The 24,846-nt window shown below is 64.8% G+C and carries 19 protein-coding genes and 1 pseudogene; 9 read left to right on the forward strand and 11 right to left on the reverse strand.

Features of this window, described 5'->3' with window-relative positions:
- The first annotated feature begins 70 nt into the window (after positions 1-70).
- From CHB65_RS12740 to CHB65_RS12760, 5 genes are all read left to right on the forward strand, one after another.
- On the forward strand, positions 71-1,957 hold the full coding sequence (locus tag CHB65_RS12740; protein ID WP_089385455.1) for a DEAD/DEAH box helicase: 1,887 nt from the start codon (positions 71-73) through the stop codon (positions 1,955-1,957).
- A gap of 79 nt (positions 1,958-2,036) precedes the next feature.
- Positions 2,037-3,815, forward strand: coding sequence for a thiamine pyrophosphate-binding protein (locus CHB65_RS12745; protein ID WP_089385456.1), 1,779 nt, complete (start codon positions 2,037-2,039; stop codon positions 3,813-3,815).
- Between the two features lie 122 nt (positions 3,816-3,937).
- Positions 3,938-4,456, forward strand: coding sequence for a hypothetical protein (locus CHB65_RS12750; RefSeq protein ID WP_089385457.1), 519 nt, complete (start codon positions 3,938-3,940; stop codon positions 4,454-4,456).
- 122 nt (positions 4,457-4,578) lie between these two features.
- Complete coding sequence (locus CHB65_RS12755; RefSeq protein WP_089385458.1) at positions 4,579-5,643, forward strand: Gfo/Idh/MocA family protein; 1,065 nt, start codon at positions 4,579-4,581, stop codon at positions 5,641-5,643.
- 142 nt (positions 5,644-5,785) lie between these two features.
- Complete coding sequence (locus CHB65_RS12760) at positions 5,786-6,991, forward strand: DUF418 domain-containing protein (RefSeq protein ID WP_089385459.1); 1,206 nt, start codon at positions 5,786-5,788, stop codon at positions 6,989-6,991.
- Between the two features lie 86 nt (positions 6,992-7,077).
- On the opposite strand, the gene CHB65_RS12765 is transcribed toward CHB65_RS12760, so the two are convergent.
- The 7 genes and pseudogenes from CHB65_RS12765 to CHB65_RS12795 form a co-directional block, all read right to left on the reverse strand.
- Positions 7,078-8,115: a hypothetical protein gene (locus tag CHB65_RS12765; protein ID WP_089385460.1), complete on the reverse strand. Its 1,038-nt coding sequence runs from the start codon at positions 8,113-8,115 to the stop codon at positions 7,078-7,080.
- Between the two features lie 152 nt (positions 8,116-8,267).
- The gene (locus tag CHB65_RS12770; protein WP_089385461.1) at positions 8,268-8,663 is read right to left on the reverse strand and encodes a helix-turn-helix domain-containing protein; all 396 of its coding nucleotides are present in this window, start codon (positions 8,661-8,663) and stop codon (positions 8,268-8,270) included.
- A gap of 168 nt (positions 8,664-8,831) precedes the next feature.
- The gene (locus CHB65_RS12775) at positions 8,832-9,467 is read right to left on the reverse strand and encodes a vitamin K epoxide reductase family protein (RefSeq protein WP_089385462.1); all 636 of its coding nucleotides are present in this window, start codon (positions 9,465-9,467) and stop codon (positions 8,832-8,834) included.
- A 155-nt stretch (positions 9,468-9,622) separates the two neighbouring features.
- Complete coding sequence (locus CHB65_RS12780) at positions 9,623-9,955, reverse strand: thioredoxin family protein (RefSeq protein ID WP_245809972.1); 333 nt, start codon at positions 9,953-9,955, stop codon at positions 9,623-9,625.
- A gap of 311 nt (positions 9,956-10,266) precedes the next feature.
- A complete protein-coding gene (locus tag CHB65_RS12785; RefSeq protein WP_089385464.1) occupies positions 10,267-11,181 on the reverse strand; it encodes an FAD binding domain-containing protein in 915 nt (304 codons plus the stop codon).
- Positions 11,181-11,765, reverse strand: a pseudogene (locus CHB65_RS12790) (xanthine dehydrogenase family protein molybdopterin-binding subunit); the annotation flags it as partial. The pseudogene CHB65_RS12790 and the gene CHB65_RS12785, both read right to left, overlap by 1 nt.
- A gap of 24 nt (positions 11,766-11,789) precedes the next feature.
- Positions 11,790-12,431, reverse strand: coding sequence for a TetR/AcrR family transcriptional regulator (locus tag CHB65_RS12795; RefSeq protein ID WP_089385466.1), 642 nt, complete (start codon positions 12,429-12,431; stop codon positions 11,790-11,792).
- Between the two features lie 191 nt (positions 12,432-12,622).
- Between CHB65_RS12795 and CHB65_RS12800 the strand changes: the two genes are divergently transcribed.
- The 3 genes from CHB65_RS12800 (at position 12,623) to CHB65_RS12810 (ending at position 18,555) form a co-directional block, all read left to right on the forward strand.
- On the forward strand, positions 12,623-14,284 hold the full coding sequence (locus tag CHB65_RS12800; protein ID WP_089385467.1) for a COG1361 S-layer family protein: 1,662 nt from the start codon (positions 12,623-12,625) through the stop codon (positions 14,282-14,284).
- Entirely contained in the window at positions 14,285-16,741 is a 2,457-nt protein-coding gene (locus tag CHB65_RS12805; protein WP_089385468.1) for an efflux RND transporter permease subunit, read from the forward strand. It begins immediately after the preceding gene.
- Positions 16,742-17,127: 386 nt separating this feature from the next.
- The gene (locus tag CHB65_RS12810; protein WP_089385469.1) at positions 17,128-18,555 is read left to right on the forward strand and encodes a carotenoid oxygenase family protein; all 1,428 of its coding nucleotides are present in this window, start codon (positions 17,128-17,130) and stop codon (positions 18,553-18,555) included.
- Positions 18,556-18,582: 27 nt separating this feature from the next.
- Here the strand turns inward: CHB65_RS12810 and CHB65_RS12815 are convergent, their stop codons facing one another.
- The 4 genes from CHB65_RS12815 to hisS form a co-directional block, all read right to left on the reverse strand.
- Positions 18,583-19,458 carry an SDR family NAD(P)-dependent oxidoreductase gene (locus tag CHB65_RS12815; protein WP_089385470.1) on the reverse strand — a complete coding sequence of 292 codons (876 nt, stop codon included), beginning with the start codon at positions 19,456-19,458 and terminating at the stop codon, positions 18,583-18,585.
- Positions 19,455-20,543: a restriction endonuclease gene (locus CHB65_RS12820; protein WP_245809973.1), complete on the reverse strand. Its 1,089-nt coding sequence runs from the start codon at positions 20,541-20,543 to the stop codon at positions 19,455-19,457. The genes CHB65_RS12815 and CHB65_RS12820 overlap by 4 nt, the downstream gene beginning before the upstream one ends.
- 198 nt (positions 20,544-20,741) lie before the next feature.
- Positions 20,742-22,400, reverse strand: coding sequence for a gamma-glutamyltransferase family protein (locus CHB65_RS12825; protein WP_089385471.1), 1,659 nt, complete (start codon positions 22,398-22,400; stop codon positions 20,742-20,744).
- A 78-nt stretch (positions 22,401-22,478) separates the two neighbouring features.
- The gene (hisS, locus tag CHB65_RS12830) at positions 22,479-23,801 is read right to left on the reverse strand and encodes a histidine--tRNA ligase (RefSeq protein WP_089385472.1); all 1,323 of its coding nucleotides are present in this window, start codon (positions 23,799-23,801) and stop codon (positions 22,479-22,481) included.
- Positions 23,802-24,196: 395 nt separating this feature from the next.
- On the opposite strand from hisS, the gene CHB65_RS12840 reads away from it, so the two are divergent.
- Positions 24,197-24,649 carry a hypothetical protein gene (locus tag CHB65_RS12840; protein WP_089385474.1) on the forward strand — a complete coding sequence of 151 codons (453 nt, stop codon included), beginning with the start codon at positions 24,197-24,199 and terminating at the stop codon, positions 24,647-24,649.
- Positions 24,650-24,846 lie beyond the last annotated feature (197 nt).

Consider the following 24,846-nt stretch of genomic DNA (forward strand, 5'->3'; position numbering starts at 1 on the left):
GTCCGCAACCAATTTATATACCCTCACGAAGGACGGTACCCATTTCTTTCTCCATCGCCGAGAAGGGCCGATGGCATCCGATGGCGAGGACGGACTCGATATCGACCTCGATCGGTTTCACGACGCACTCGAATCCGAGGAGCGACCCCTCGCGACCGCAAGCCAAGTCGCGAGGCGGCTCGAAACGACCCAGTCGGCCGCCCGCGACGCACTCGATGCGCTCGTCGCTCGCGGGTCGGTCGATCGGGTGGACGTCGAGACCGATCCCGTCGTCTACTATCCGACCGAGTGGGGGAAACTGGCCCGTCGCGAGCGGATCGTGACCTTCCCGAATCGGCGGGAGGTCGTCGTCGATCGGCCCACGCAGTTCACGCGGGCGCGACTCTCGGAGTTCGCCCACCTCGTCGATACGACCCGCACCGACCCCGGCACGCGCGGGTACCTCTACCGTATCCGCCGTGAGGACGTCTGGGCGGCCCCCTTCGAGGACGCCGCGAGCCTGATCGCCCGGGTTCGGTCGACGCTCGGACGACGGCATGAAGGCCTTGAGGGGTGGATCGAGGACCAGTGGCGGCGCGCCCACCGATTCCGCCTGTATACTCACCCGGATGGCTACGTCGTGTTGGAGGCCGCCTCCGAGAGCCTGCTCGGCAACGTCGCCGACCAACACCTCGACGCGGACCATCTCCGGGCGCCCATCTCGGAGACGGAGGCGTGGGTCAACGAGGACGCGATCGCCGGCATCAAGCGGGCCCTCTATGACGCCGACTACCCCGTCGTCGACGACCGTGAGTTGGAGACCGGCGACCCCGTCGACATGACGCTCACGACGGAGCTACGGGACTACCAGCAGGGCTGGGTTGACGCGTTCATGGAGAACGGCTCGGGGGTGTACGTCGGGCCGCCGGGCTCCGGCAAGACCGTCGCCGCGCTCGCAACGATCACGGCCGTCGGCGGCGAAACGCTGATCCTCGTCCCCTCACGCGAGCTCGCCGGCCAGTGGCGCGAGGAGCTGACCACCCACACGACGATCGATCCCGCCGACATCGGCGAATATCACGGCGGGCAAAAGGAGATCCGACCGGTGACGATCGCGACCTACCAGACCGCCGGGATGGACGCCCACCGCGGGCTCTTCGACTCGCGCAAGTGGGGGCTGATCTGTTACGACGAGGCTCACCATATCACGGCCCCGGTCTTCGCGCGGTCGGCCGAACTGCAGGCCAAACACCGGCTCGGTCTCTCGGCGACGCCCGTCCGCGAGACGGGCAACGAGGAGGAGATCTACACCCTGATCGGCCCGCCGATCGGCGCTGATTGGGACGCGCTCTTCGAGGCGGGGTTCGTCGCCGAACCCGAAGTGGAGATCCGATACGTCCCCTGGCGCGACGAGATGGCCCGAAACGCGTACGTCAGCTCCGACGGTCGAGAGCGTCGGCGGCTCGCCGCCGAAAACCCCGCGAAGATCGAGGAGGTGCGGGAGTTGCTCGCGGACCATCCCGGGAAGAAGGCGCTCGTCTTCGTCGACTACCTCGATCAGGGCGCGGCGATCGCCGGCGCGCTCGGCGTCCCATTTATCAGCGGGGAGACGCCGCACATGGAGCGGCGACGGCTCTTCGAGCGGTTTCGAAGGAATGCCGGTGAAGGATCGAAGGCGGACGGCACGTCGAGCGGCAACACGACACCAGCCGCCCCGCTCGACACCCTCGTCGTCTCGCGTGTCGCCGACGAGGGGATCGACCTGCCGAACGCCGAGGTGGCGATCGTCGCCTCCGGACTCGGCGGCTCGCGGCGGCAGGGTTCCCAGCGCGCCGGACGGACGATGCGCCCCTCCGGCTCCGCGCTCGTCTACGTGCTCGCCACCCGCGGCTCCAGCGAGGAGGACTTCGCCGGGCGGCAGATGCGCCACCTCGCCCGCAAGGGGATCCGGGTGCGTGAGACCACCCTCTCGGAGTGAGTCGGCGGGGAGGAGCCAGGATCCGGTAGCCCCCTCCCCCGACACAAGGGCTTTCAGGGCCGGCGGCGTCGGCCGAATTATGGCTAAACACGAACGGACCGAACGGGCCGAACGGACGGACGACGAGGCCCCGCCACCGACGGTTGGCGAGGCGGTCGTCGACTGCCTCCTCGATCACGGGATCGATACGGCCTTCGGCATCCCGGGAAAACAGACCCTCCCGCTCAACCGAGCGCTCGCCGACCGCGATGCGCGCTTCGTCGTCGCCCGTCACGAGACCGCGGTCACCCATCAGGCATGGGGATATGCGGAGTCCAGCCCGCCGGGGGAGATGGCGGCGACGGTCGTCGTCCCCGGCCCCGGCGATATGAACGCGATGAACGGGCTGAAAAACGCGCTCAACGACGCGGTTCCACTCCTCCATCTCGCCGTCGAGACCGAGCGCGACGTCCGCGGCGGCGACGGCATCCACGAGACGCCGCCGGACACCTACGACAACGTGGTAAAGGAGAACGTCCTCGTGGAGTCGCCCGCGGGCGCGGTGGCCGCCGTCGCCGACGCGATCCGGGTCGCCCGCGAAGCGCCACAGGGGCCAGTCCGCGTCGGGATCCCGAAGGACGTGCTCGCAAGTCGGACGCCACAGGCGACGCCGTCCGACCGACAACCCGCTCCACCGGCCGAGCCACCGGCGACGGCGACGACCGAAGCCGCCGACCTGCTCGCAGCGGCCGACACACCCGTCATCCTCGCCGGCGGCGGGGTTCGTCGCGCCGGCGCGGCCGCGGCGTTGAAGCGGGTCGCCGAGCGCCTCGATGCACCGGTCGTCACGACGTATAAAGGAAAGGGCACGCTTCCGGAGACACATCCGCTCTCGGCCGGCGTCCTCTGTGGCGGCGCGAGCGTCGAGCTTCGGGCACTGCTCGCCGGGTCGGATGTCGGCCTCGTCGTCGGCTCGGACCTCGACGCGGTCGCGACGGCGACGTGGTCGGTCGAGCTTCCGGAGACGCTGATCCACGCGACCTTCGATCCCGACGATATCGGGTTCGGATATGAGACGGCGGTGGGTATCGTCGCCGACGCGAGTCGGTTCCTCGACGACCTCGACGAGGCGCTCCGCGGGGACGGTGCTGTCGAAGCGGAGGTCGAAGCGGAAGACGGAGCGGACGACCGACCGAGCGACGAAGCGGCAACAACCGGGACCGAGCGTGCCGCGGCCGTCCGCGAGGCTGACCGCAGCCGGTTCGCGGCGCTCTCGACCGCGGACGATCCGGGAGCGCCGATGCGGTCCGTCGAAGTGCTTCGGGAGGTGCGTGCGGTCGTGCCGGACGACGCGGTGGTCACCGCGGACGCCGGCGGGTTCAGGATCTGGACGCTGGTTTCCTTTCCGGCGATGGGGCCGGAAGCCTTCATCAACCCGGGCTCGTGGGCGACGATGGGAACGGGGCTCCCCTCCGCGATGGGCGCTGCGGTCGCGAATCCCGACCGCGACGTCGTCGCGCTCACGGGCGACGGCGGGCTAATGATGTGTATTCACGAACTGCACACGCTCGCCTCGGAGGGGATCGACGTGACGGTGGTCGCGTTGAACAACGCGGACTACGCGATCATCAGCGAGGAGGCCGAACGGTCCTACGGCTTCGATCCCCAAGCGTACGGCTGGGAGGAGACGGGGCTCGACCTCGTCGCGGTCGCCGAGGGCATGGGCGTGCCGGCCGAGCGGGTGACCGAGCGCGAAGCGATCGGTGGGGCGATCGACGGGGCCCGCGAACACGACGGCCCTGTACTCATCGAGATCGTCACCGATCCGGCGGAGCCACAGGCGAGCGAGTGGATGACGCGACCATCAGTCCCCGAGTGACCGCTTCGGCCGGAACATGGCCGATCCGAACGGTCGATTCGGGCTGCCGATCGGATCGTTTCCTCCGCCTCATTGCTGAGCTATGAAACGAATTATATATGTTTTCAGGTATTACCCGTGGCATGAAGAATCCGTGGGTACACGACGAGGTCCCGGAGGGACGTTCGATCCACGAGAGCCGGGCGAAACTCATCGGCACGGTGCTGTGGGGGATGTTGCTGCTCACCGTCGGTGCGTTCGTTCTCTTTCCGGGGGTGGATACCGCCAATATCGCCGGAGCGGACGGGCTCTCGACGGCCGTGACGATCGTGCTCGCGACCCTTGCGTTGGTTTTGACGCTTCCGCTCGTGTTGAAACTGCTCGCGGTTTCGCGGCTACTCGCGGCGCTCGCGCTGTTGGGGTCGTGGTGGATCGTCGGTCGGTTCGTCATAGCTCGGGAGCGTGACTGGCTGGCTGGGGTCGAATCGGTTGCCGCGGTCCGCGAAGCCGTCGACGACGCGCTTGGGCCGCTCGCGGAACTGCCCGAGATCATAGAGGAACTTCCGGAAGCCACAGAGGAACCTCCCGAAGCGGTCGTGTTGCTCTCGGAAGAAATAACGTCGCTACTGGGAACGGGCATGACGCTCCTACCGCCGCTCTAGCCCGGGCGATCCGACGGTGATCGTCCGCGACCGTCAACAACCATCCGGATCCGTTGCGGGCCGCTCCGGCCGATCGATCCCGGAGCGTGAATCTTAACAACGATTGTTGTGAATCTCGATACATGGACGAAACGAACCACGTCGCCGTCGGCATCGTCGGCCTCGGAGGGATCGGCCATCACCACGCCATGCACCTCCAGGATCAGGATGCCGAACTCGTCGGCGGTATGGACATCAACGCCGACGCCCGTCGTCGCTTCTACGAGGAGTTCGACGTCCCCGCCTACGAGGAGGAATCCGAACTGTACGCGGAGTGCGATGCGGTGTTCATCACGACGCCGAACCGATTTCACGAGGAGTACGCGACCTCGGCGCTCAATGCCGGGCTCGACGTGCTCCTGGAGAAGCCGCTCGCACACACCGTCGAGAGCGCGGAGCGTATCGCGGAGGCGGCGGCGGACGCCGACGGGTTTTGCATGGTCGGGTTCAACAATCGATTCGCGAACCCGGTGCAGGTGATCAAGCACTATCAGGACGCGGGGCGATTCGGCGAGGTGACCCACGTTGAGGCGAACTACGTCCGCCGTCGGGGGATCCCCGGACGCGGGTCGTGGTTCACCTCCGAACAGGTCTCCGGCGGCGGCGCGCTCATCGACATCGGCGTCCACGCGATCGATCTCGCGCTGTACTTCCTCGACCATCCCGAGGTGGTCGAGGTGTCGGGGACGACCCGTTCGGAGTTCGGCGATCGGGACGACTACGCGTTCGTACACATGTGGGGTGAAGACGCCGGTCCCGAGGGGTTCGACGTCGACGACTCCGCCTCGGCGTTCATCCGCGACGCGGAGGGACGAACCGTCTCGCTTGAGGTCGCCTGGGCGACCAACCGGCCGACGACCGACCAGTTCGTCATCCGTGGCACGGAGGCAGGAGCCACCTTCGATCGGGGAAACGACGAGTTGATCCTCCACGAAGCAAGTCGCGTCGGTGAACACCATCTCTCCGATGCGAGGATCGAAACACGCGAGCGCGACAGCCACGCGGCGGAGCAGGCGGTGTTTTTGAAGGCGGTCGCGACCGGCGAGTCGCCGACGATCAACACGATCGAGGAGGGGCTCCTCGTCCAGCGGGTCATCGACGCGATCTATCGATCCTCGGCCGAGGGCCGGGCGATCCGGCTCGATTGACCGAGCGATTCGCCTCGATTGACCGAGCGATTCGCCTCGATTGACTGAGCGATCCGTCTCGATTGACCGAGCGATCCGTCTCGAACGACCGAGTCGGTAACCGAAGCTATTCCTCGGTCCTCGCCGTCGCTTCCGATGAGTAGTGAGTTCCCGGACTCCATCCCCGACGCCGACCACGGAGCGGATCGTCAGTCTCGACGCCCTTCGTGGGATCGCCGTCTTAGGGATCCTCATCATCAACGTCCGCGTCTTTGCCATGCCGGAGGCGACGCTGCTCAACCCGACCGTCTACGGCGATCTCACCGGCGCGAACTACCTCGTCTGGCTGCTCGGGCACATCCTCGCGGAATTGAAGTTCATCACGCTGTTTTCGCTCCTCTTCGGCGCGGGCGTCATGCTCTTTTTTGATCATAAGGGCGGCGACGGCGACCCACCACTGCGGCTACACTATCGTCGGACGGGATGGCTGCTTTTTATCGGGGTCGCCCACGCGTATCTCCTCTGGTACGGCGACATCCTCGTCGCCTACGCAATCTGTGGGCTGTGGATCGTCTTCGTCAGAGGATGGACGCCGACGGTCAAGTTGGCGGCCGGGACGCTCATGATCGCGGTCCCCTCGGTCCTCGAGGTCGCGACCGCCGCGACCGCCCCACCGGAGCTGATCGCCGAACAGTGGCGGCCGGCCGAGGAGACGCTCCGTCGGGAAGTCGAGACGTACCAAAGCGGATGGGTGGCTCAGCTGGAGCATCGGGTACCAGCCGCCCTGGAGCGGCAGACGGTCGGATTCGTGGGGTCGAGCTTCTGGCGAACCTCCGGAGTGATGCTTTTCGGCATGGCACTGTATGAACTCGGCGTGCTCACCGACCGACGGTCGAACCGATTCTACCGCCGACTGGCGGTCGTGGGGCTCGTTGTCGGTCTCGTCCCGATCGTCGCTGGCGTCGTCTACATCGAGGCGGCGGATTGGGCGACGGAAGCCGCACTCTACTGGCGACAGTTCAACTACTGGGGGAGCCTCCCGCTCGCGGCGGGATACATCGGGGTGATCTATCTCGGCTGTCGACGACTCTCGGGGGGGATTGCCGTCGCCGCGATGGCCGCCGTGGGTCGGATGGCGTTCACGAACTATCTGTTTCAGACGGTGCTCGCGACCACGCTTTTTTATGGGCACGGGCTCGGGCTGTTCGGGCAACTGAGCCGGATCGAACTGGTCGGTGTCGTGCTCGCCATTTGGACGATCCAGATCCCGCTGTCGGTGCTCTGGCTTCGCCGATATCGGTACGGGCCGGTTGAGTGGCTCTGGCGGACGCTCACGTATAAGGAAATACAGCCGATCCGGCGGGCGTGAGCGGCAGGAATAACGGATGAGAGATCTGGCCGACGGGTGATGACCGGCCCGGCCGACGGGTGACACCGAAGCCTCCGGTCCGCCCCTCAATCCCCACCGACACGGAGGAGGACATCGAGCTGATGAGCGAGGTAGATCAGCCGCCCGGCATCGATGTCCGCGTGGCGGTCCGCGACCCATTCGGCGAGCGCGTCGTCGTCCATCGCCGGGTCGTCGGCGAGCGCGCCACGGACCGTCTCCACGATGTGTCCGAGGAAATATGCCTCATCCGCCGGGTAGCCGTCCGGAGGCGCGTCCTCAAGGCCGGGGGCGACGACCCAATCGGCGGAGCCGGCGGCGAGCAGGTCGTGGTCCCGGGTCGCGCGCGTCACTAGCCGTCTCCCGGCATGTGGGTCGCCGGGGTTCGCGCGACGACGCATGTCCGCGTGATACCGCTCGGTGATACGGTCGTCCAGATCGGGACGGGTCGGCGGTTCGAAGAGGGTCACACCGTCGAAGGTGATCGGAAAATAACAGAGACAGCCGGCCGGCAGCCGTGCGAACAGCTCGTCGACGGCGGGCTCGCGGAGCAGATCGAGAAATGCACAGCCGATGACGGCGTCGGGATCCGCATCGGCAAGAAACGCCATCGCGTCCGCGCTGATTGCTCGGACGGTCACCACGCCGCTGTCGGTTTCGAGTCGGACCGTTTCGGTATGCGCGCGATCCCCACACGCTCCGTGGCCCGTCTCGCCGGCCACCCGGTTCCGGTCGCTCCGCCGGTCATCATCGGCAGTCCGGTCACCTTCAGTAACTTGGTTGCCACCAGCACCTCGGTCAACGCCGGTGTCGACGGCGACGACCTCGTCACGGTCATCGGCCCACTCCGGGAGCCGCCGGATCGCAGCCGTGAGTGACGACCCGTCTACATCGACGAGGGTATACGTCAGTTCCTCCACGGCGGGGAGTCGGTCCCACTCGATGAGCCGCTGGAGCATCGTGCCGATCCCTGCACCGACTTCGACGATAGTGGTCGCCTCGCGTATTTCCGTTTCAAACGCGTCGAGGACGTTCCGGTTCAACGCGCGGTCATCGACGGTGCGTTTGGCGGCGAGGTATCGTTCCTGTGAGTAGTTCCCTGACATGGCGGCTGATCGCCGTCGACCGGGCACGATCGCGGCGGATGTCTACGTCACTGTTCGGTGTGACGGGTTGTATGTTGATCGGCCGGTGAGAGGGATACATCGGGCGATATAATACGATGAGTAGGTGAATGAGGGGGCCAGAGCCCCGTTACTCACTCCTGCAGCGGAGCCGGTTCGGTGGCGTACTTCTCGCGGAACTCGCCGATCAGCTGTCCCATCTGGGCGTACCAGTCGTTGAGCAGGCGCTGCATATCGTCGGCGACCCGATCCGGATCGGCCGGTTCGTATACGTGGTAGTAGCCGCCCTGCTCGTAGTTGACCTGTTCTTTTCGGATGAATCCGGTCTGTAGCAGCCGTTGGATCGCCCGGTAAGCGGTCGACCGCTCGCGCTCGACGCGCTCGGCGATCTCGTCGATGGTGAGCGGCTCCTCGCTGTCGACGAGGACGCGAAAACACTCCTTATCGAGGGCTTTGAGCCCATGGAAACACTCGAGCAGTCCCTCACACGCCATGTCCTGTCGCAGCATCTCGCTCATTGAATCGGCCATGATTTAATGGGTGTACGTCGCGCGGGCCTAAAAGCGTTTGCACGACTGTGACAATACTGCACCGTCTGAATCCCGAACCCCCACGAGCTTGAAAGGATTCAGGCGACGGCGGTACGTAGCTGAGTATAAAAGGGGAGGTCTAGGAACCGGTGAAAAGGAACCTTAGAATCAGACGAAGGGGACGACTTCCGGCAGGGGCAACATCGTGACGACGTAAAGCCCGAGCAGCGTGATCACGCCCATGATGACGGGAAAGAGGACGTTCGCGAGGCTGGTGTTTTCGATGAGCCGTCCGAGGTCACCGGTCATCGCGGTCAGCTTCGGGGTGGCGCTACGGGAGAGGATCGCCAGCTCCAAGCCGAACAGGATCACCGTCGCGGCCGCAGAGACCATACAGAACGGGCAGATCTCGCCGATCACGCCGAGTTGTAAGTAGACGAAGTACGTCGAGAACAACACGCCGCTTGCGGTGATCGGCGTGAGGATCTTGATGATCAGCGGGTGACGGGTGTCGAACCACCATAGCGCGAGCCCGAAGGTCGCGAGGTAATAGAAGCCGCCGAGCGTCGCGAGCGGCACGCCGAAGACGTACGCCCACTGGCTCGTGATCACCTCAATGCTTCCCTGCACCGGTGCATCCGGTGGGATCGCCGGCAACGCGTAGAAATGGATCGCCGTGAGGAGAACGGTCACCAGCCACCCGACGATAGCAACCACGGTGAACGCACCGAACAGGGTGGACGTCCGTGGCGAGTAGCTCCAGTCGTAATCGAATTTAGTCTTGAGCGCTGTTTCTACTGACATACAATACTGTATTCGTTGGGGGAGTACAAAAGTATTGTGTATACCGAACAATACGGCCAGCAGATCCGATCGCACGGCGTCAGCCTCGCCGAGCATCCTCATCAAACGTCCTCCTCATCGGAGCAGCCGGTGTCGGCTACCGTCGACCGCCGACCTCACACGACGTGCTCGTCGATCCAGGCGGCGAGGTCGTCGCCGCCAACGAATCCATCCGCCCGCCTCGCGACCGGCGTTTCATCGACGAAGAGCACCAAAAGCGGAACGCTCCGTACCTCAAATCGCTCGATCAGTGGTGGGTCATCACGTGGATTGATCGTGGCGACCGCGACGTCCACACGGTCGCGCGCGACGTTCCCTAAAACCGGTTCCATACTCCGACAGATCCCACAGCCTTCGGTGTAGAACTCGACGAGTGCGATATCTTCGGACGCGAGGAACGTATCGAGCGCTGCTTCATCCCGAAGCTCTGTTAACCGTCCGGGACCCAAATTGTTTACCATATACAATACTCTATAATCGCGGTGGACCGTAACGTGTTCGATCGGCCCGTCGCCACGGTGGAGCCATGCATGTGAGTTGCCATGCGCTGCATGCCGGCGTCGTCGCTGACCGGGGCCAACATTCACTGTTACGTACGCGAGGGAAGCCGAAATACCACCGCTGGCGGTGAAAGCGAAGAGCACGATAGTAAGCGATCCGGCGATCGTCACCTCCAACTCATGGACACCGGTCGCGAGCCCGATGTGTTCGGGCTTTCAAGAAGGGTGTAATCGCGAGCGACGTGAGGGGTATAGACCTGTCACCGCGAGCGGCGATATCCCTCGACTGCTCGGTGAAGTGCCTGTTCCGTATACACGGGAAGGAGGTGGGCAAGGTACTCCGGGGACGTCTGCGAATCGGCCCGGTAGTCATCCGCCTCAAACCCCTCAGTCGCGCGTGCAGCCGCACCAGTGAGCCGATCCGTTTCGTCAAGACGACCGGCCTCACCGTCGACCGTCATTCCTGCAAGAGCCGCTTCGACACCCGGCAGTCGACTCGGTTTGGTTGTCGCTCCCGTCACTGCAACCCGTGCCGTCTCCACCGTCCGCGCGTCGTCGTCCGTCACCGCGAACCCGAGGCACGCGCTCACGCCGACGAGCGCGTATCCCGACAGGGGGTTTCGACGCTTGACGTACGCGCTCGTCGACTCGTCCTCGATCGGAAGGCGAACCTCGGTAATGAGTTCGTGGGGGGCCACTACCGTCCGGAAGTGTCCCTTGAAGAGGTCGGTCGCCGGGACGGTTCGGTCGCCGTCGACCCCGCGAACAACGAGTTCGCCGTCCAGGGCGAGAAACGCCGCAGGGAGGTCCGCACGCGCGTCGCCGTGGGCGAGGTTCCCCCCGATCGTGGCGCCGTTTCGTACCTGTGGGTCGCCGAGTTCACTCGCCGCGTCCGCCATCGCGCCCGCGTGTTCACGGACGGGATCCGACCCGGCGATCTCCGCATGTGTCGTGAGCGCGCCGATCCTGATCGTGTCGTCGCGTTCGTCGATCCCGGTCAATCCATCGAGGTGACCGATATCGACCAGGACTGACGCCGACTCCTCGCCCGTCCGGAGCCGTGGCAACAGCCCGTGTGCACCGGCTATCGGCCGCGCATCCTCGTGTGCCGCGAGCAGTTCGAGAGCGTGTTCGACGCTCTCGGCCCGACGGTATTCGAACTCGGGGGCGTACATCAGCGTCCACCCCCGGTCGCGCGCCAGACGGCCATCGGCGTGATCGGCATGTCGAGATGGTCGACGCCGAACGGTTCGAGCGCGTCGACGACAGCCGAGACGACGGTCGGCGCGGCCGCGATGGTGGCCGACTCGCCCACACCTTTCACCCCGAGCGGGTTGTGGGGGCTCGGCGTCACCGTCGTGTCGGTCTCGTAATCGGGGAGCATCGTCGCATGGGGGACGGCGTACTCGTCCATCCGGCGCGTTTGAAGACGCGCGTGCTCGTCGTGGGCGGCCCCCTCATAAAGCGCCGCGGCGATCCCCTGGGCGATCCCGCCGTGAACCTGTCCCTCGACGATCAGCGGATTGATGATCTCGCCGCAGTCGTCGACGGCGACGTACCGCTCGATCTCGATGTCGCCGGTCCCCGGATCGACCTCGACGACCGCGACGTGGGTGCCGAAGGGATACGTGAAGTTTTCGGGGTCATAGAAGTTCGTCTCCTCCAAGCCGGGATCCATATCCTCGGGGAGGTCGTGGCCGAGATAGGCCTCGTGCGCGACCGCCTGGATGTGGAGGGACCGATCCGGCGCGCCGGCGACGCGCTGATCGCGATAGAGACGTGATCAGTCGCCGGCGGCCGCGGATGCGTCAGCATCGTCGGTGAACAGCCCCTCGACGACCGTCTCGATAAGCGCCGCCTCGATCACCTCGTACGGGGCGAACTCCTCGACCTCCGCGACCGATCGTTCCCTCGCCCGGGTGACGAACACCAACGACCGGATCATCCCGCTAACCACGTCGGGGTCGTCATAGCGGAACGACTCGTGAGTCACCCACTCATCGGCGTACGAGAGGTCAGTGTCGTAATTTGTCTCGCGTAAGGCCTCACGCTCCGACGCCGAGAGCCGTTCTTCGATCGCGGAAAGCTCGTTCTCGATGATCACCCGCGAGATGAGTGGGTTCGACCGCACCGTCGAAAGCAGCGTTTCCAGCAGCGTCCGAACCTCCTCCCGTGGCGATCCCGCCGCCGCGGTCGCCGCGTCGATCTCCTCGATCAGTTTCTCGCGTTCGAGCGCGAGCACACATACATAAAGCGCCGCCTTCGAATCGAAGAACTGGTAGAACGTGCTCGTGCCGATCCCTACCGCCTCGGTAACGTCGCTGATCCGCGTCCGCTCGAAGCCGAACTGCGTGAACAGCGTCCGTCCCTCCTCGATCAGCCGGGACCGGATACGCTCGCGGTCCGTATCCGAAAACCGTGTCATCTGGAAGCCACCGAACGGACGTCGCCGGTCTGGTATCTCGATCGCATACGTCGTCGTAGGATTGCAGAAACGTAAACATTATCTATTCGTGCGTTCTCATTTTTGACGTGAATGCAACGTCATCCCCGCTTCGGTCGGCCTCCGTATCGATCCTTTTTGTTCCGGTTTCTGACCGCATTTGTTGGTGAACCATGAGGGGTTCTCCACGGGTTGTGATCCTCCTCGCGGTACTCGTCGTCGTCGGCGGCCTCGGCGCGCTCGCGGCCGCGGGGACCGCGATCGGTCAGGAGGACCCCGAGGATCCGTCCGCCGGCGGACCCGAGCCGGACCAGCAACAGCAGCCGCCGCTCGTTCGCGGATCGCCCAACCTCGACGTCCACTCACCCGACCGCGTCGTGACGCCGGGGAGTACAAACGAGGTCGAGTTTCAGATCTCCAACGACGGCTCGCTCAACGTCGGCACCTCGGACCGGCGCGAAATAGTCACGACCGCCCGCAACGTCCGCGCCGAAGCCGAGGCCGACAGCCCGCTTGAAGTGACGACGGGACAGACCGCCGTCGGAACGATCACCGAGGACGAGCCGCGACCGGTCACGATCGCGATCGATGTCCCGGAGGGCGTCGAGGAGGGGACCTACGACGTCGACGTCGAGCTGAAATACGCACACACTCGACAGGAGGCGGGCGGCGTGACGAACGACCGTTCGCGAACGGTGACGGAGACGTTCGAGGTGGAGGTGCGTGACGAGGCGCGTTTCGAGATCACTGACGCGAGCACCGACACGCAGATCGGTGACACGGGAACGCTCGAAGCCCAGATCGAGAACACGGGCTCGGCGACCGCAGCCGACGTCGACGTCTCCCTAGAGTCGCTCTCGGACGGCCTCGTCATCGGCGAGACCGCGGAAGCGGGCGACAGCGCCCGGATCGACGAGCTTGAAGCCGGCGAGACCGCCACGGTTCAGTACGAGGCGGCGATCGCCGACGGGTCGCCGCTCCGCGGCTACTCCGTCGAGGGTACCGTCCAATTCAGGGACGAGGACGGGATACAGCGGGTCGATGAGGGGGCCAGGGGCGGATTCACTCCCGTGGACGAACAGCGGTTCACCATCGACGAGGTCGAATCGGACCTCCGCGTCGGCGAGGACGGGGATGTCATCGGGACGGTGACCAACGAGGGCCCCGTTGAGGCACGCAACGTCGTCGTCCGGTACGCCGAGGAATCACCCAACGTGGTCCCTATCGAGGATGCCATCGCGGTCGGGACGCTCGATGCCGGGGAGTCCGCGGAGTTCCGGCTCCCGATCGAGATCGGCGGCGAGGCCGAGGCGATAGACCGGGCCGCCGACATGGCTATCGAGTACCGGAACGCCGACCTCGAACGGCGAGCGTTCGAGGACGTCGAACTCCTCTTCGAGGTGGAGCCGAAACGCGACCAGTTCGTCGTGGAGATGATCGACCGCGAGATCGCCGCCGGGGACACGAAGACCGTCGACGTCGAGGTGACGAACAACCTCGATGAGACCGTCGAGGACGTCGAGGCCCGGCTGTTCGCGAACGACCCGCTCGACAGCGACGACGACGAGGCGTTCGTCGAGGAACTCGATCCGGGTGAGTCGACGACGATGACGTTCGAGTTGGAGGCGGAGTCGGGCGCGACCGCCAAGACGTACCCGATCTCCTTCGACTTCCGATACGATGACGAGCGCAGTAGAAGCCAACTCTCCGACACCACCCGTGTTGCAATAACGGTGGCCGAGGCCGATGGTGGTATCCCATGGACGCTCCTGATCGTCGGACTCGTCGTCGTCGCGGCCGCGGGCGGCGGCTACTACGTCTACCGTGACCGATAGATGACGGACATCGAGGAGCGGATCGACGCGCTCACCCAGCGCGTCAACGAGACGATGGTCGCCCGATCGAAGACGGTCATCGTCGCGTTTCTCCTGGTCTCGGTCGTCTTTATCGGTGGTATGTCAGCCGTCGAGACGGAGACGGACGCGACCGAGGGATTCATCGACGACCTCCCCGAACAGGAGGCGCTCGAGGCGATCAACGAGGAGTTCGAGGATCCGTTCGAGGCGGACGAGGAAAGCACACAGTTGATCCACGTCGGCAACGACGTCCTGACTCGGGGAGAGCTGTTGAACATGCTCCGAGTGCTCGAACGGACCGACAACCGTGAGACGCTCAGATACGACTCCGCAAACGGCCCGGCGACGATCGTCGCGCAGACGCTCGACCCGAGCGCCGAAAGTCCCGAGGAAATGAAACGGGCGGTCGAACGGGCGAGCGATTCAGAGATCCGGTCGGCGGTTCGACAGGCCAACGAGAATCCACAGTTCTCGGCGCTCCTCTCGGACGACTTCAACGAGAACGAGGCGTCGGCTTCGGCGTCGATCACGGTCGTCACACACGACGTCCCACAGGGATTCGATAGCGACGACCTGTCTGGGGTTCAGACGACGATCGACGACTTTGGAAGCGACGAGCCGGGGGACATCCGGGCGTTCGGGGGTGGGATAATCAACGACGAGTTCGGCGAGATCATCGGCGACTCGCTCGCCATCGTCATGCCCGTCGTGTTGGTCCTGTTGTTCGGCTTTCTCGCGTTCGCCTACCGCGACCCGATCGATATGGCGCTCGGGCTGTTCACGCTCTTGTTGACGCTGATCTGGACGTTCGGCTTTCTCGGGTTCTCCGGGATCCCGTTCGATCAACAACTCATCGCCGTCCCCGTGCTGTTGTTGGCGGTGGGGATCGACTTCGGGATACATATCGTGAATCGCTATCGTGAAGAGACCGTAAAGGGCATCGACGCGGTGCCGGCGATGCGGATCGCGGCGAACCAGTTAGTCATCGCGTTCATCATCGTCACCGTCACCGCGGTGTTCGGCTTCGGCGCGAACGTGGTCTCCGATCTCGAACCGATCCGAAACCTCGGGATCGCCTCCGCGGTCGGGATCGTCTTCACCCTGTTGCTGTTCGGGGTGTTCCTGCCCGCGTTGAAACTCGAAGTCGACCGGCTCCGTGACCGGTTCGGTGTGCCGGAGTTCGGCTCGACGCCGATCGCCTCCGAGGAGTCGGCGCTCGGTCGGCTCCTCGCCGTCTCCGCCAAGTTGGGCCGTCGGGCTCCGGTTGTCTTCGTCGTGGCCCTGCTCGTCGTCGGCGGCGGGCTGGGGGCGTACGGCGCCGGCGTCGATACCACCTTCGACAACGAGGATTTCCTTCCGCCGGAAGAGGAGGCGTGGTACGTGGGGTACATCCCCGAGCCGTTCGCACCGGGTGAGTACACGGTGACCGAGACGATCAACCTCCTCGAGGATCGGTTCGAGGCCAACCAAGAGGAGACGATAACGATCTTCGTCGAGGGCTCCTTCGAACAGGATCACGCCCTGGAGGCGCTCACGGCGCCCGATGACGATCCACCGAGCTCGCTCGCCGTCGGGCCGGGCGGTCAGGCTGACACGACGAGCATCGTCACCGTCATCGAGTCGCAGACGGAGGCCGACGAGGAGTTCGCCGCGCTCGTCGAACGCAACGATCGAAGCGGCAACGGGATCCCCGACCGCAACCTCGATCGGATCTACGACGAACTGCTCGCCTCGGACGCCGGATCGCAAGCGGAACGGTATCTCACCGACGACCGCCGTGGCGCACAGGTCGAGTACGTCGTCGACTCGAGCGCCGAACAGGAAGAGATCGCCGCAGACGGCGCCGAACATGCTGAGAGCTTCCGGTTCGGTGCGATCGCCACCGGCGAGATCATCATCTTCGATGTCGTCAGCGACCTGATCTTCGAATCGGCCATTCAAGCGTTGATCCTCGCGGTCGTGCTTACCGGAATCTTCCTCGTCATCTCGTATGCGATCCTTGAGGGACGGCCGTGGCTCGGGGTGGTGAACGTCTTCCCAATTCTGATCGCCATCGCGATGTTGATCGGAACGATGCGCTATCTCGATATGCCCCTTAACGCGCTGACGGCGACGATCCTCTCGATCGGGATCGGGCTGGGGATCGCCTACTCGGTGCACATCACCGCCCGGTTCATCGACGAGTACAACGAGAACGGCGACACGTACGAGTCGCTGCAAACGACGCTCTCGGGGACCGGCGGCGCACTCACAGGGAGCATGCTGACGACGTCGCTCGGGACGGGGGCGCTCGCGCTCGCGATCACGCCCGTCCTCGGCGACTTCGGGTTCCTGATAGCGACCAGCGTCTTCCTCTCGTTCCTCGCCGCCATCGTGGCGCTGCCGCCGGCGCTCTTCCTCTGGGATCGGTACGCGAACGGGGCGACCGTCGGCTGAGTCGGCGGCCCGACGTGACGGCCCGGCAGGGACCGCCGGCTGACGGACGCTCGGTTATATACCCCGGGTAGGTGGGAGTCATTTATTACGGAAAGACCGTGGGTCAGTAGGAGTAGTAGATAAGTGAACGACCGTGGGCCAGTAGGGGTAATAAATAAATACCGGAGAAGTCGAACGAAGATGGAAAATAACGCAACCTGAGAGTCAGGTCAGTATATAAATGACGACGGACCCTTCCAGGTCGGTATATAACCGAGAGCGAATCTCGGCGAGTACGATATATAAAAGTTAGCAGAGAGGGAGAATACCTCGTCGCCGATCCACCGACTCGACGTGTGCAACCTGTGCGTGAAAGGGTGTAAGGTCCTACGGCACCTACCTCCCGTATGGAGCCGTCGTGGCGATCCGGATTGCAGACGCAGACTGAAGAGCGCCGTGACGTCGAACTGGAGACGGAGGGGTCGTTCCCGTCCTGGCTTGAGGGGACGTTCATCATCAACGGCCCCGGGCAGTTCGAGGTGGGCGAACGCACCGTCGATCACTGGTTCGACGCGCTCGCGATGCTTCGCGGCTTCCGGTTTGCGGACGGAACCGTTCGGTACACGAACCGCTTCGTCCGGAGCGAGGACTTCCGTGTCGCCCGCGAGGAGGGTCGCGTTCGACGGTCGCTCCCCGGAACGCCCGCCGACGCCTCCCCACTCACACGGCTGTATCGCGCGGCGACCGGGGCGTTTCAGGACAACCCATCGATCGGGGTGCTCGAGCTCGACGACGCCCTGTACGCCGTAACCGAGAGCCCGATCGGGATCGAGATCGACCCGGAGACGCTGGAGACGACCGGCCGCCGTGATCTCACGACGGGGCTGGACGCCACCATCACGCTCGGACACACCCACGTCGAAGAGGGGGTGCAGTGGGGGATCGCGGCCCGGTTCGGCTCCGAGAGCACGTACACCCTCTTTCGGCGCGACCCGGGAGCGGAGCCGACGCCGCTGACGCGGTTGGTCTTCGATTCCCAGCCGCCATATCTCCACGCGTTCGGGTTGACCGAGCGGTTCGTCGTCGTTCCCGAAGCGCCCTTCGGCGTCGACTTCCGCGCGCTCGGGCTACGGCTGCCGTTCGGGGCGACGTTTCTCGACGCGTTCGGCCCGCGGGACGCGCCGCCGCGGTTTCACATCCTCGACCGCGACTCCGGAGAACGCGTCGCGGTCGTCAACGACGACCCGTTTTTCATCTACCACATCGCGAACGCTCACGAGGTCGACGGGGCAGTCCTGCTCGATGCGGTCGTCTTCGGGGACGAAACCGCCGTCTCCGGACTGTCGCTCGCAAACCTCCGAAGCGAGAACCCACAGCTTCCCCGTGGCGACTTCGTTCGATTCCGCCTCCCGCTCGATGGCAGCCGGGCGACCCGCGGGCTCCTCCATCACGGCCCCGTGGAGTTCCCCACGATCAACTACGAGGCGGCCAACGGTCGACCGTATCGGTACGCGTACCTGGCGGCCACGGACCGCGGCAGCCTCCCGACGGCGATCGCGAAGGTGGACGTAACGGGCCCGACGGCCAGGAAGTGGTCGGATCCACACGTGCATCCGGGCGAGCCGCTGTTCGTGCCGGCGCCGTCGCGGGCGGCCGAGGACGACGGCGTATTGCTCTCGCTCGGGATCGACACCCAAGCGGAGCGTTCCGTCCTCTGTTGTCTCGACGCCGAGACGCTCACCGAACGCGCCCGGGCGCCGCTCCCACACCGGCTGCCATATGGGTTTCACGGACAGTTTTATGGCCCGAGGGTTCCCGGTCGTTCGATGGCGTAAGCGGGTGTCGACAGGCCGGCCACCCGGTCACGGCCAGTCGGGGTCGACACCGACGAGATCAGCGCTCACCTCCCAGAGCCGTTCCCTGACGGCCTGATCGGCGGCCTCCGCCGATGGCGACGTCGGGCCATCACCGGTCACATACGTCCCGGTTCGCTCGCCGTAGGCGGGATCCGTAACGAGCGATCGGAGCCGATCCGCGCCCTCACGCGTCGTCGTGCCGACGCCGGGAGCGAGCGACGCGGCGCGAATTAGTAGCCGCGTCCGGAGCGAGGCGTCCCGAAACAGGTTCGTCGAGGGGATGAATCCGGGATGGACACAGTTGACCGTCACGTCCGTCGACACCGGCAGCCGTTCCGCAAGTTCGAGCGTGAACGCGACGTTCGCGAGCTTCGATCGGGCGTACGCGTCGAGGGCGTCGTACTCACGCTCACACCCGAGGTCGTCGAAGCGAAGCGTGGCACGGGTGTGAATCCCCGAGGCGGTGACGACGATTCGGGCGGGTGCGGAGGCGACCAGTCCGTCGAGCAGCTCGTGGGTCAACAGATACGGCGCGAGGTGGTTGACCGCGAGGGTCAACTCGATCCCATCTTCGGTCTCGACGCGCGCATGCGAGGAGCAGCCGGCGTTATGGACGAGTGCGTCGATCCGGTCGTAGGTCGCCGATAGCTCCTCGGCGAGCGATCGGACCGCGGCCTGCATCGCCAGATCCGTGCGGTGAAATCGGATCGTCCCCGGGAGCCCGTCGGCCTCGGCGACGAGCTTCGTTCCGCGCGCCTCGGAGCGTCCGACGACCGCGACCGTCATGCCGTCCGCAGCGAGATCCCGTGCGAGGAGCCGCCCGATTCCGCTCGTCCCTCCCGTCACGACCGCGACGGATCCCCCCTCATTCGTCGTGCTCATGCTGACGTGGTATTCGAATCGGAACCGCCGCTCGGTCCCCGCTCGATCGAGCGTCGTCGCCAGAGATACAGCGCGGCCGGAACGACCGCGAGCAACCAGACGAACGAGGTGAGCACGTACACCCACGTCCGGGCGGGCCACTCCACATGGTCACGGACGCGTCTCGCATCGAGGAAGATCGCGAGCGGCAAGCCGAGCCACACCCCGAAAAAGAGGAGCCCCCAGATCGTCTCCGGGATGGCATTCACCCCGAAGAACGCGACCAGCCAGCCGGGGATAGCGGCCATGATGACCTTCACGGAGACCGTCGACGGGAGCGTCACGGACCTGTCGGTCATCGATTCATTCGCTTCCGTCCCGCCGGCAGGTTCCTCGCCAGCTTTCGGTGTCCTCGCCTCCTCGGTCCCGCCAGACGTTGGCGTCGCCGCCTCCCCGGTCACGTCGGGCGGGGCGTCGTGGTCGGATTCTTGGTCGCGTTCCTCGATGATCTCCACGAAATCGAGGAAGTCGGCGACGAGGTCGAGCGCCTCCCGTTCGATGATCAGCCGCGCGAGGTCGTCGCCGTCGATGAGTTTGACGTTGAGCCGATCGGCGAGGTCTTTCGCCTGCCCGGTGAACTCGTTGGTGGTGACGATGAGGACCTTGTCGACGCCCGCATACTGGTGTCTGAGGCTCGCATACTGCTGGACGTCCGGCGATCCGACCGTCGTGTTCGGCCCGTACCGTTTCGCCTGAATAAGCAACGTCTGTGGATACGGCGACTCCTTTCGAGCGGTAACGTCGACACCCTCGTCCATGCTCTCCGTCGAGACGCTCGTCTCCCATCCCATCCGATCCCAGAGCGCCCCGATGAAGTGTTCGAACTCGTACGGATCCATCCGCTGAAGGACCGCCTTCAGATCGTCCGGGCCATCGAGGGGCCCCTCCTCGATCGGCAGATCGTCGACGGTCCGCTGTGCCGAGCGGCGCTGGGTGGCGGAGCGTCGCCCGGAGGCCCCCTCATCGTCCTTACTGGCATCCTTTCCGGCGTTACGGATCCATCGATACAGCTCCCGATAGAGGACGTATCTGAGGAACCGTTTCACGGGGGCATCACCGCCGAAACGGCGCGGGTATCGACTTCGAGAGCGCGACGGACGTGTGTGCCGACCATACGTTGTCGTCACGTCGCCGTTCGCGACTCGGGGTCATAAACCGTCGGGCAGGAATGTCGAAGGACATCACCGAGCAAGGGTATCGAACGGAGCAGTGGACGGATCGTCCGACGCGGCCGACACGCGGGATCAATATCCCTGTGCGTTCCCGTCCTTTCGTGGTTCGGTCGCCGCCGAGAGGACGCCATCGTTGTTGCGGGCGATCTGTGCGCCGCCGAACATCACCGGCGAGAGCATCCTGACGTCGTGCTCCTTCCGGACGAGGCGGGCGGCGACGGTCGTATCGAAGTGTGGCTCGATCGCCAACTCGCCACCTTCACGGTATCGCCACCGCGGCTCATCGAGCGCACGCTGCAGCGGCATGCCGTAATCGACGATGTTGGAGATGACCTGCACGTGTCCCTGTGGCTGCATGTAGCCACCCATGACGCCGAAGGCGGCCCAGTCGTCCGCACCGAGCCGCGCGATTCCCGGGATCAGCGTGTGGAACGGCCGCTTGCCGGGTTCGAGTCGGTTCGGATGGTCGGGATCGAGCGAGAAGGACGCACCCCGGTTCTGCAGCGCGATTCCCGTCCCGCCGGCGACGAGACCGGAGCCGAAGCCGGCGAACCGCGAGTTGATGTACGAGACGACGTTCCCCTCTGCATCGGCCACGGTGAGCAGGACGGTGTCGGCGTCCTCGGCGTTCGCCTCGGGGACCCCGAAGGTGACGTCGTGGTTCGCCGTCTCGCCGATCTTCGCGGCACGTTTTTTCGCCCACGCCGCGGAGGCGAGCGGCGGATGGTCCTCGAACGTCGGGTCCGTGATGTAGCGATGGCCGTCATGGAACGCGAGCTTCATCGCCTCCGCGAAGGCGTGTACCCGCTCCACGGACTCATACGGGTGATCGCCCGCGCCGACCTCGTTCGCGATGTTGAGCGCCTCCAACGCGATGAGTCCCTGATTGTTCGGCGGCAGCTCATAGACCTCCGCACCGTTGTAAGTCGTCGAGACCGGTTCGGGCCACTCGACCTCGAACTCGGCGAGGTCCGCGTGGCTCATGAACCCACCCTTCGATCGGATCTCCTCGACGATCGCGTCGGCGATCGCGCCCTCATACACGACGTCCGCGCCCTGCTCGGCGATCAGCTGCATCGACTCGCCGAGCCGTGGGAGGGTGGCGATCTCGCCGACACGCGGAGCCGTGCCGTCATCGAGAAACGCCTCGCGTGCGTGGTCATCGGTGAACAGCTCCTCCGCGCCGGCCCAGTGGGACGCGACCACCTCCGAGACGGGAAAGCCCTCGGTCGCATATCGGATCGCCGGCTGCAGGACGTCCCGCAGGCTGAGCAGACCGAGTTCCTCGACGGTCGCCTCCCAGCCACGGGCCGTCCCCGGCACCGTGACTGTATGCGGGCCGTAAAACGGCATCCCGGCCTCCTGACTCTCATCGACGGCGTACCCGCCGTCGTCCGGATAGTAAGCGGAGAGGTCCTCGGCCGCCTCAAGCGAGTTTCGCACGTTCTCGATCGTCGCCTCGGCCGGCGCGCCGCCGCAGGCTCGCATCGCGCCGACCGCACCCTCAGCGGTCCGGTAGAGCGCGAAGACATCCCCGCCGAGTCCCGTCGAGGTCGGCTCCACCACGTTGAGCGCTGCGGCCGTCGCCACCGCGGCATCGAAGGCGTTCCCGCCGTCCCGAAGGACGGAGATACCGGCCTCGCTCGCGAGCGGCTGGCTCGTCGCGACGACGCCACGCTGTCCATAGACGGTCGATCGTCGAGAGGTGAATCGATCGAGGTCCGGATCCATATCCATTAGTCGGTGACGATCGATATGAATGCCCCAGAACCGGCCGGGCTTACTCGTATTCCGCCGAGTGACGTGATCTCACTCGTAGTCCTCGTAAGTCGGCCGGCCCGACTCCGGCGGAAACTCCTCGACCGGAACGGTCGTTTCCGCCCCGCTGTCCATGTCCTTGATCGTGTATTCGCCGTTTTCGAGGTCGCGCTCGCCGACGACGACGACCGTCTCGGCGTTGATCGAGTCGGCGTAGCCGAGTTGTGCTCCGAAGGAGCGATCGGACACGTCCGCTTCGACCACGAGGTCGTCGCCGAGGGCCCGAAGGTCGCGGGCGACGGCGGCCGCCTCCGCGCGGGTGTCGCCGACCGAGAGCACGTAGTAGTCCGTCGAGAGCGTCTCCTCGGGCCAGACGCCGGCGCGCTGACAGAGCAGCTTGAGGGTGGCGTGGCCGGGCGCGACCCCGACGGCGGGGGTCGGCTGGCCGCCGAAGCTCTCGATCAGGTCGTCATAGCGCCCGCCGCCGAAAACGGAGCGGGAGACCTCGCCGGTGGAATCGAAACACTCGAAGACGACGCCGGTGTAGTAATCGAGCCCGCGCGCCGTGGTGAGCGAGATCTCACAGAACTCGCCCGCCCCGAAATCATCGGCGGCCCCGAGCACGGCCCGGAGGTTCTCCACCGCCGCCTCGACATCGTCGCCGCCGGCGGCCGCGACCGCATCGAGGTCCGCAACCGTCTCGACGCCAGTGATCAGATCGTCGAACTCGCGGGCGACCTCCCGGTCAAGCCCCGCGTCGGTCAGCAAGCCGAGATATTCGCCCTCCTCGACTTTCGCACGCTTGTCGACGGCGCGGATGGCGGCGGCCGTGTCGACCGATTCCGGGTCGGTCGCGAGCGCTCGCACCAGCCCGCCGAGGATGTCGCGATGGGAGACGCGGAACTCGAAGTCCTCGCCGGTGAGCCCGAGGTTCGTCAGCGCGTCGGCGGCGACCGAGAGCACCTCGGCGTCCGCCTCCGGCGCATCCGAGCCGAAGATGTCGATGTTCGTCTGATAGAACTCGCGAAACCGTCCCTGCTGGACCTGTTCGTAGCGCCAAAAGGGCCGCGTCGACATCCATTTGATCGGCTTCGAAAGCTCCTGGCCCTTCGCGACGACCATGCGTGCGACCGTCGGCGTGAGTTCCGGCGTCAATGCAACCGCACGGCCGCCCTTGTCCTCGAAGGCGTACAGCTCGTCGACGATCTCCGCGCCGGATTTGTCGACGTACATCTGTGTCCGCTCCAGCGCGGGCGTGGCGACCTCACGGAACCCGTAGCTCGCGGCGGCACCCTCGATCGCGTCGGTCACCGACCGTCGCGCCGACTGCTCGCCGGGATAGATGTCACGAAACCCTTTGAGTCCCTCGTACATACAGGCGGATTTATCGAGCGGCCGCTTGAAAGCACGCTTTTCTCCCCGATGCAGTGGCCCGCTCAGTCGCTGGAGAGCAACCCATCACCGGCACTGTCGTCCGTGACGATGCCACCGATGAGCCCCCGCCGATGTGCCCGATCACGGGCGCGAACGCCGCAATCAGCCCGGCGATGGGCATGCTGAATAGAGATGTGTTCAGCACGACAGGCTCGTTGCTTCAGACTAACCTGTGCTGAATCAGTGGTCGCTGGAGAGCGCTTACCGAACAATCAGATCAAGATTTTACTTGTGCGTTGAGGCCTATTATTGAGTGTTTTAGTCGGAAAAAGCGCCATATTCTTGCTATTGGTGTCGTCAATAACGTTATAAAACAGAGTTTCTAACAAGTAGTTATGAAAAGAAGACACTATCTTTCGATGGGATCTGCTTGTGCGATTGGGGGCGTTGCGGGTTGTCTATCCATATTTGAATCGGACGTACAACTCGCAGCTGTCTCCGTAGTGAATGAGTATGAGGAAGAACAAACACTTGAGATTCGCGTGTTAGATGACGGAACGGAAGTCCAGCATAGCGAACTGGATCTGGATGCTGACGACGACCCGAGAAGACTAAGAAGTGAAAGAGTTGACTGTGTGTGGAGTAGCGAAGCGAGACCATACACTGTCGAGGCAAACATTGACGATGAGTGGAAGCCGTTCGATGTGGCAGCCGAAGCAAAGACCGATTGTGTGAGTGTGCGGCTTCATCTCGTTAGCCCCACGAGTTATTTCTGGTCTACGTATCCGTGTGAAGACGTTGATGAGAGCGATAGTGAGTACGTATGTGACTTCATCGATATCGATTGAAATTCGTCTGATGGAATGCGGGGACATTGCTGAATGTTGTATCTGTATTGGCTGATCACTACTCTTCGGATTCAAGCTTCATCCCGTGCTGTATTCGCGCTGTGTATTCACCTATGGAAACGCTGCTGGCCGAACAAACCACGGCTGGGGACAAAATGATTCCGCCGTCTGAGGATCTGCGCTGACACAGCCGGCAG

The organism is Halorubrum vacuolatum (assembly GCF_900188065.1).
In the GTDB taxonomy this organism is placed as follows: Archaea; Halobacteriota; Halobacteria; order Halobacteriales; family Haloferacaceae; genus Halorubrum; species Halorubrum vacuolatum.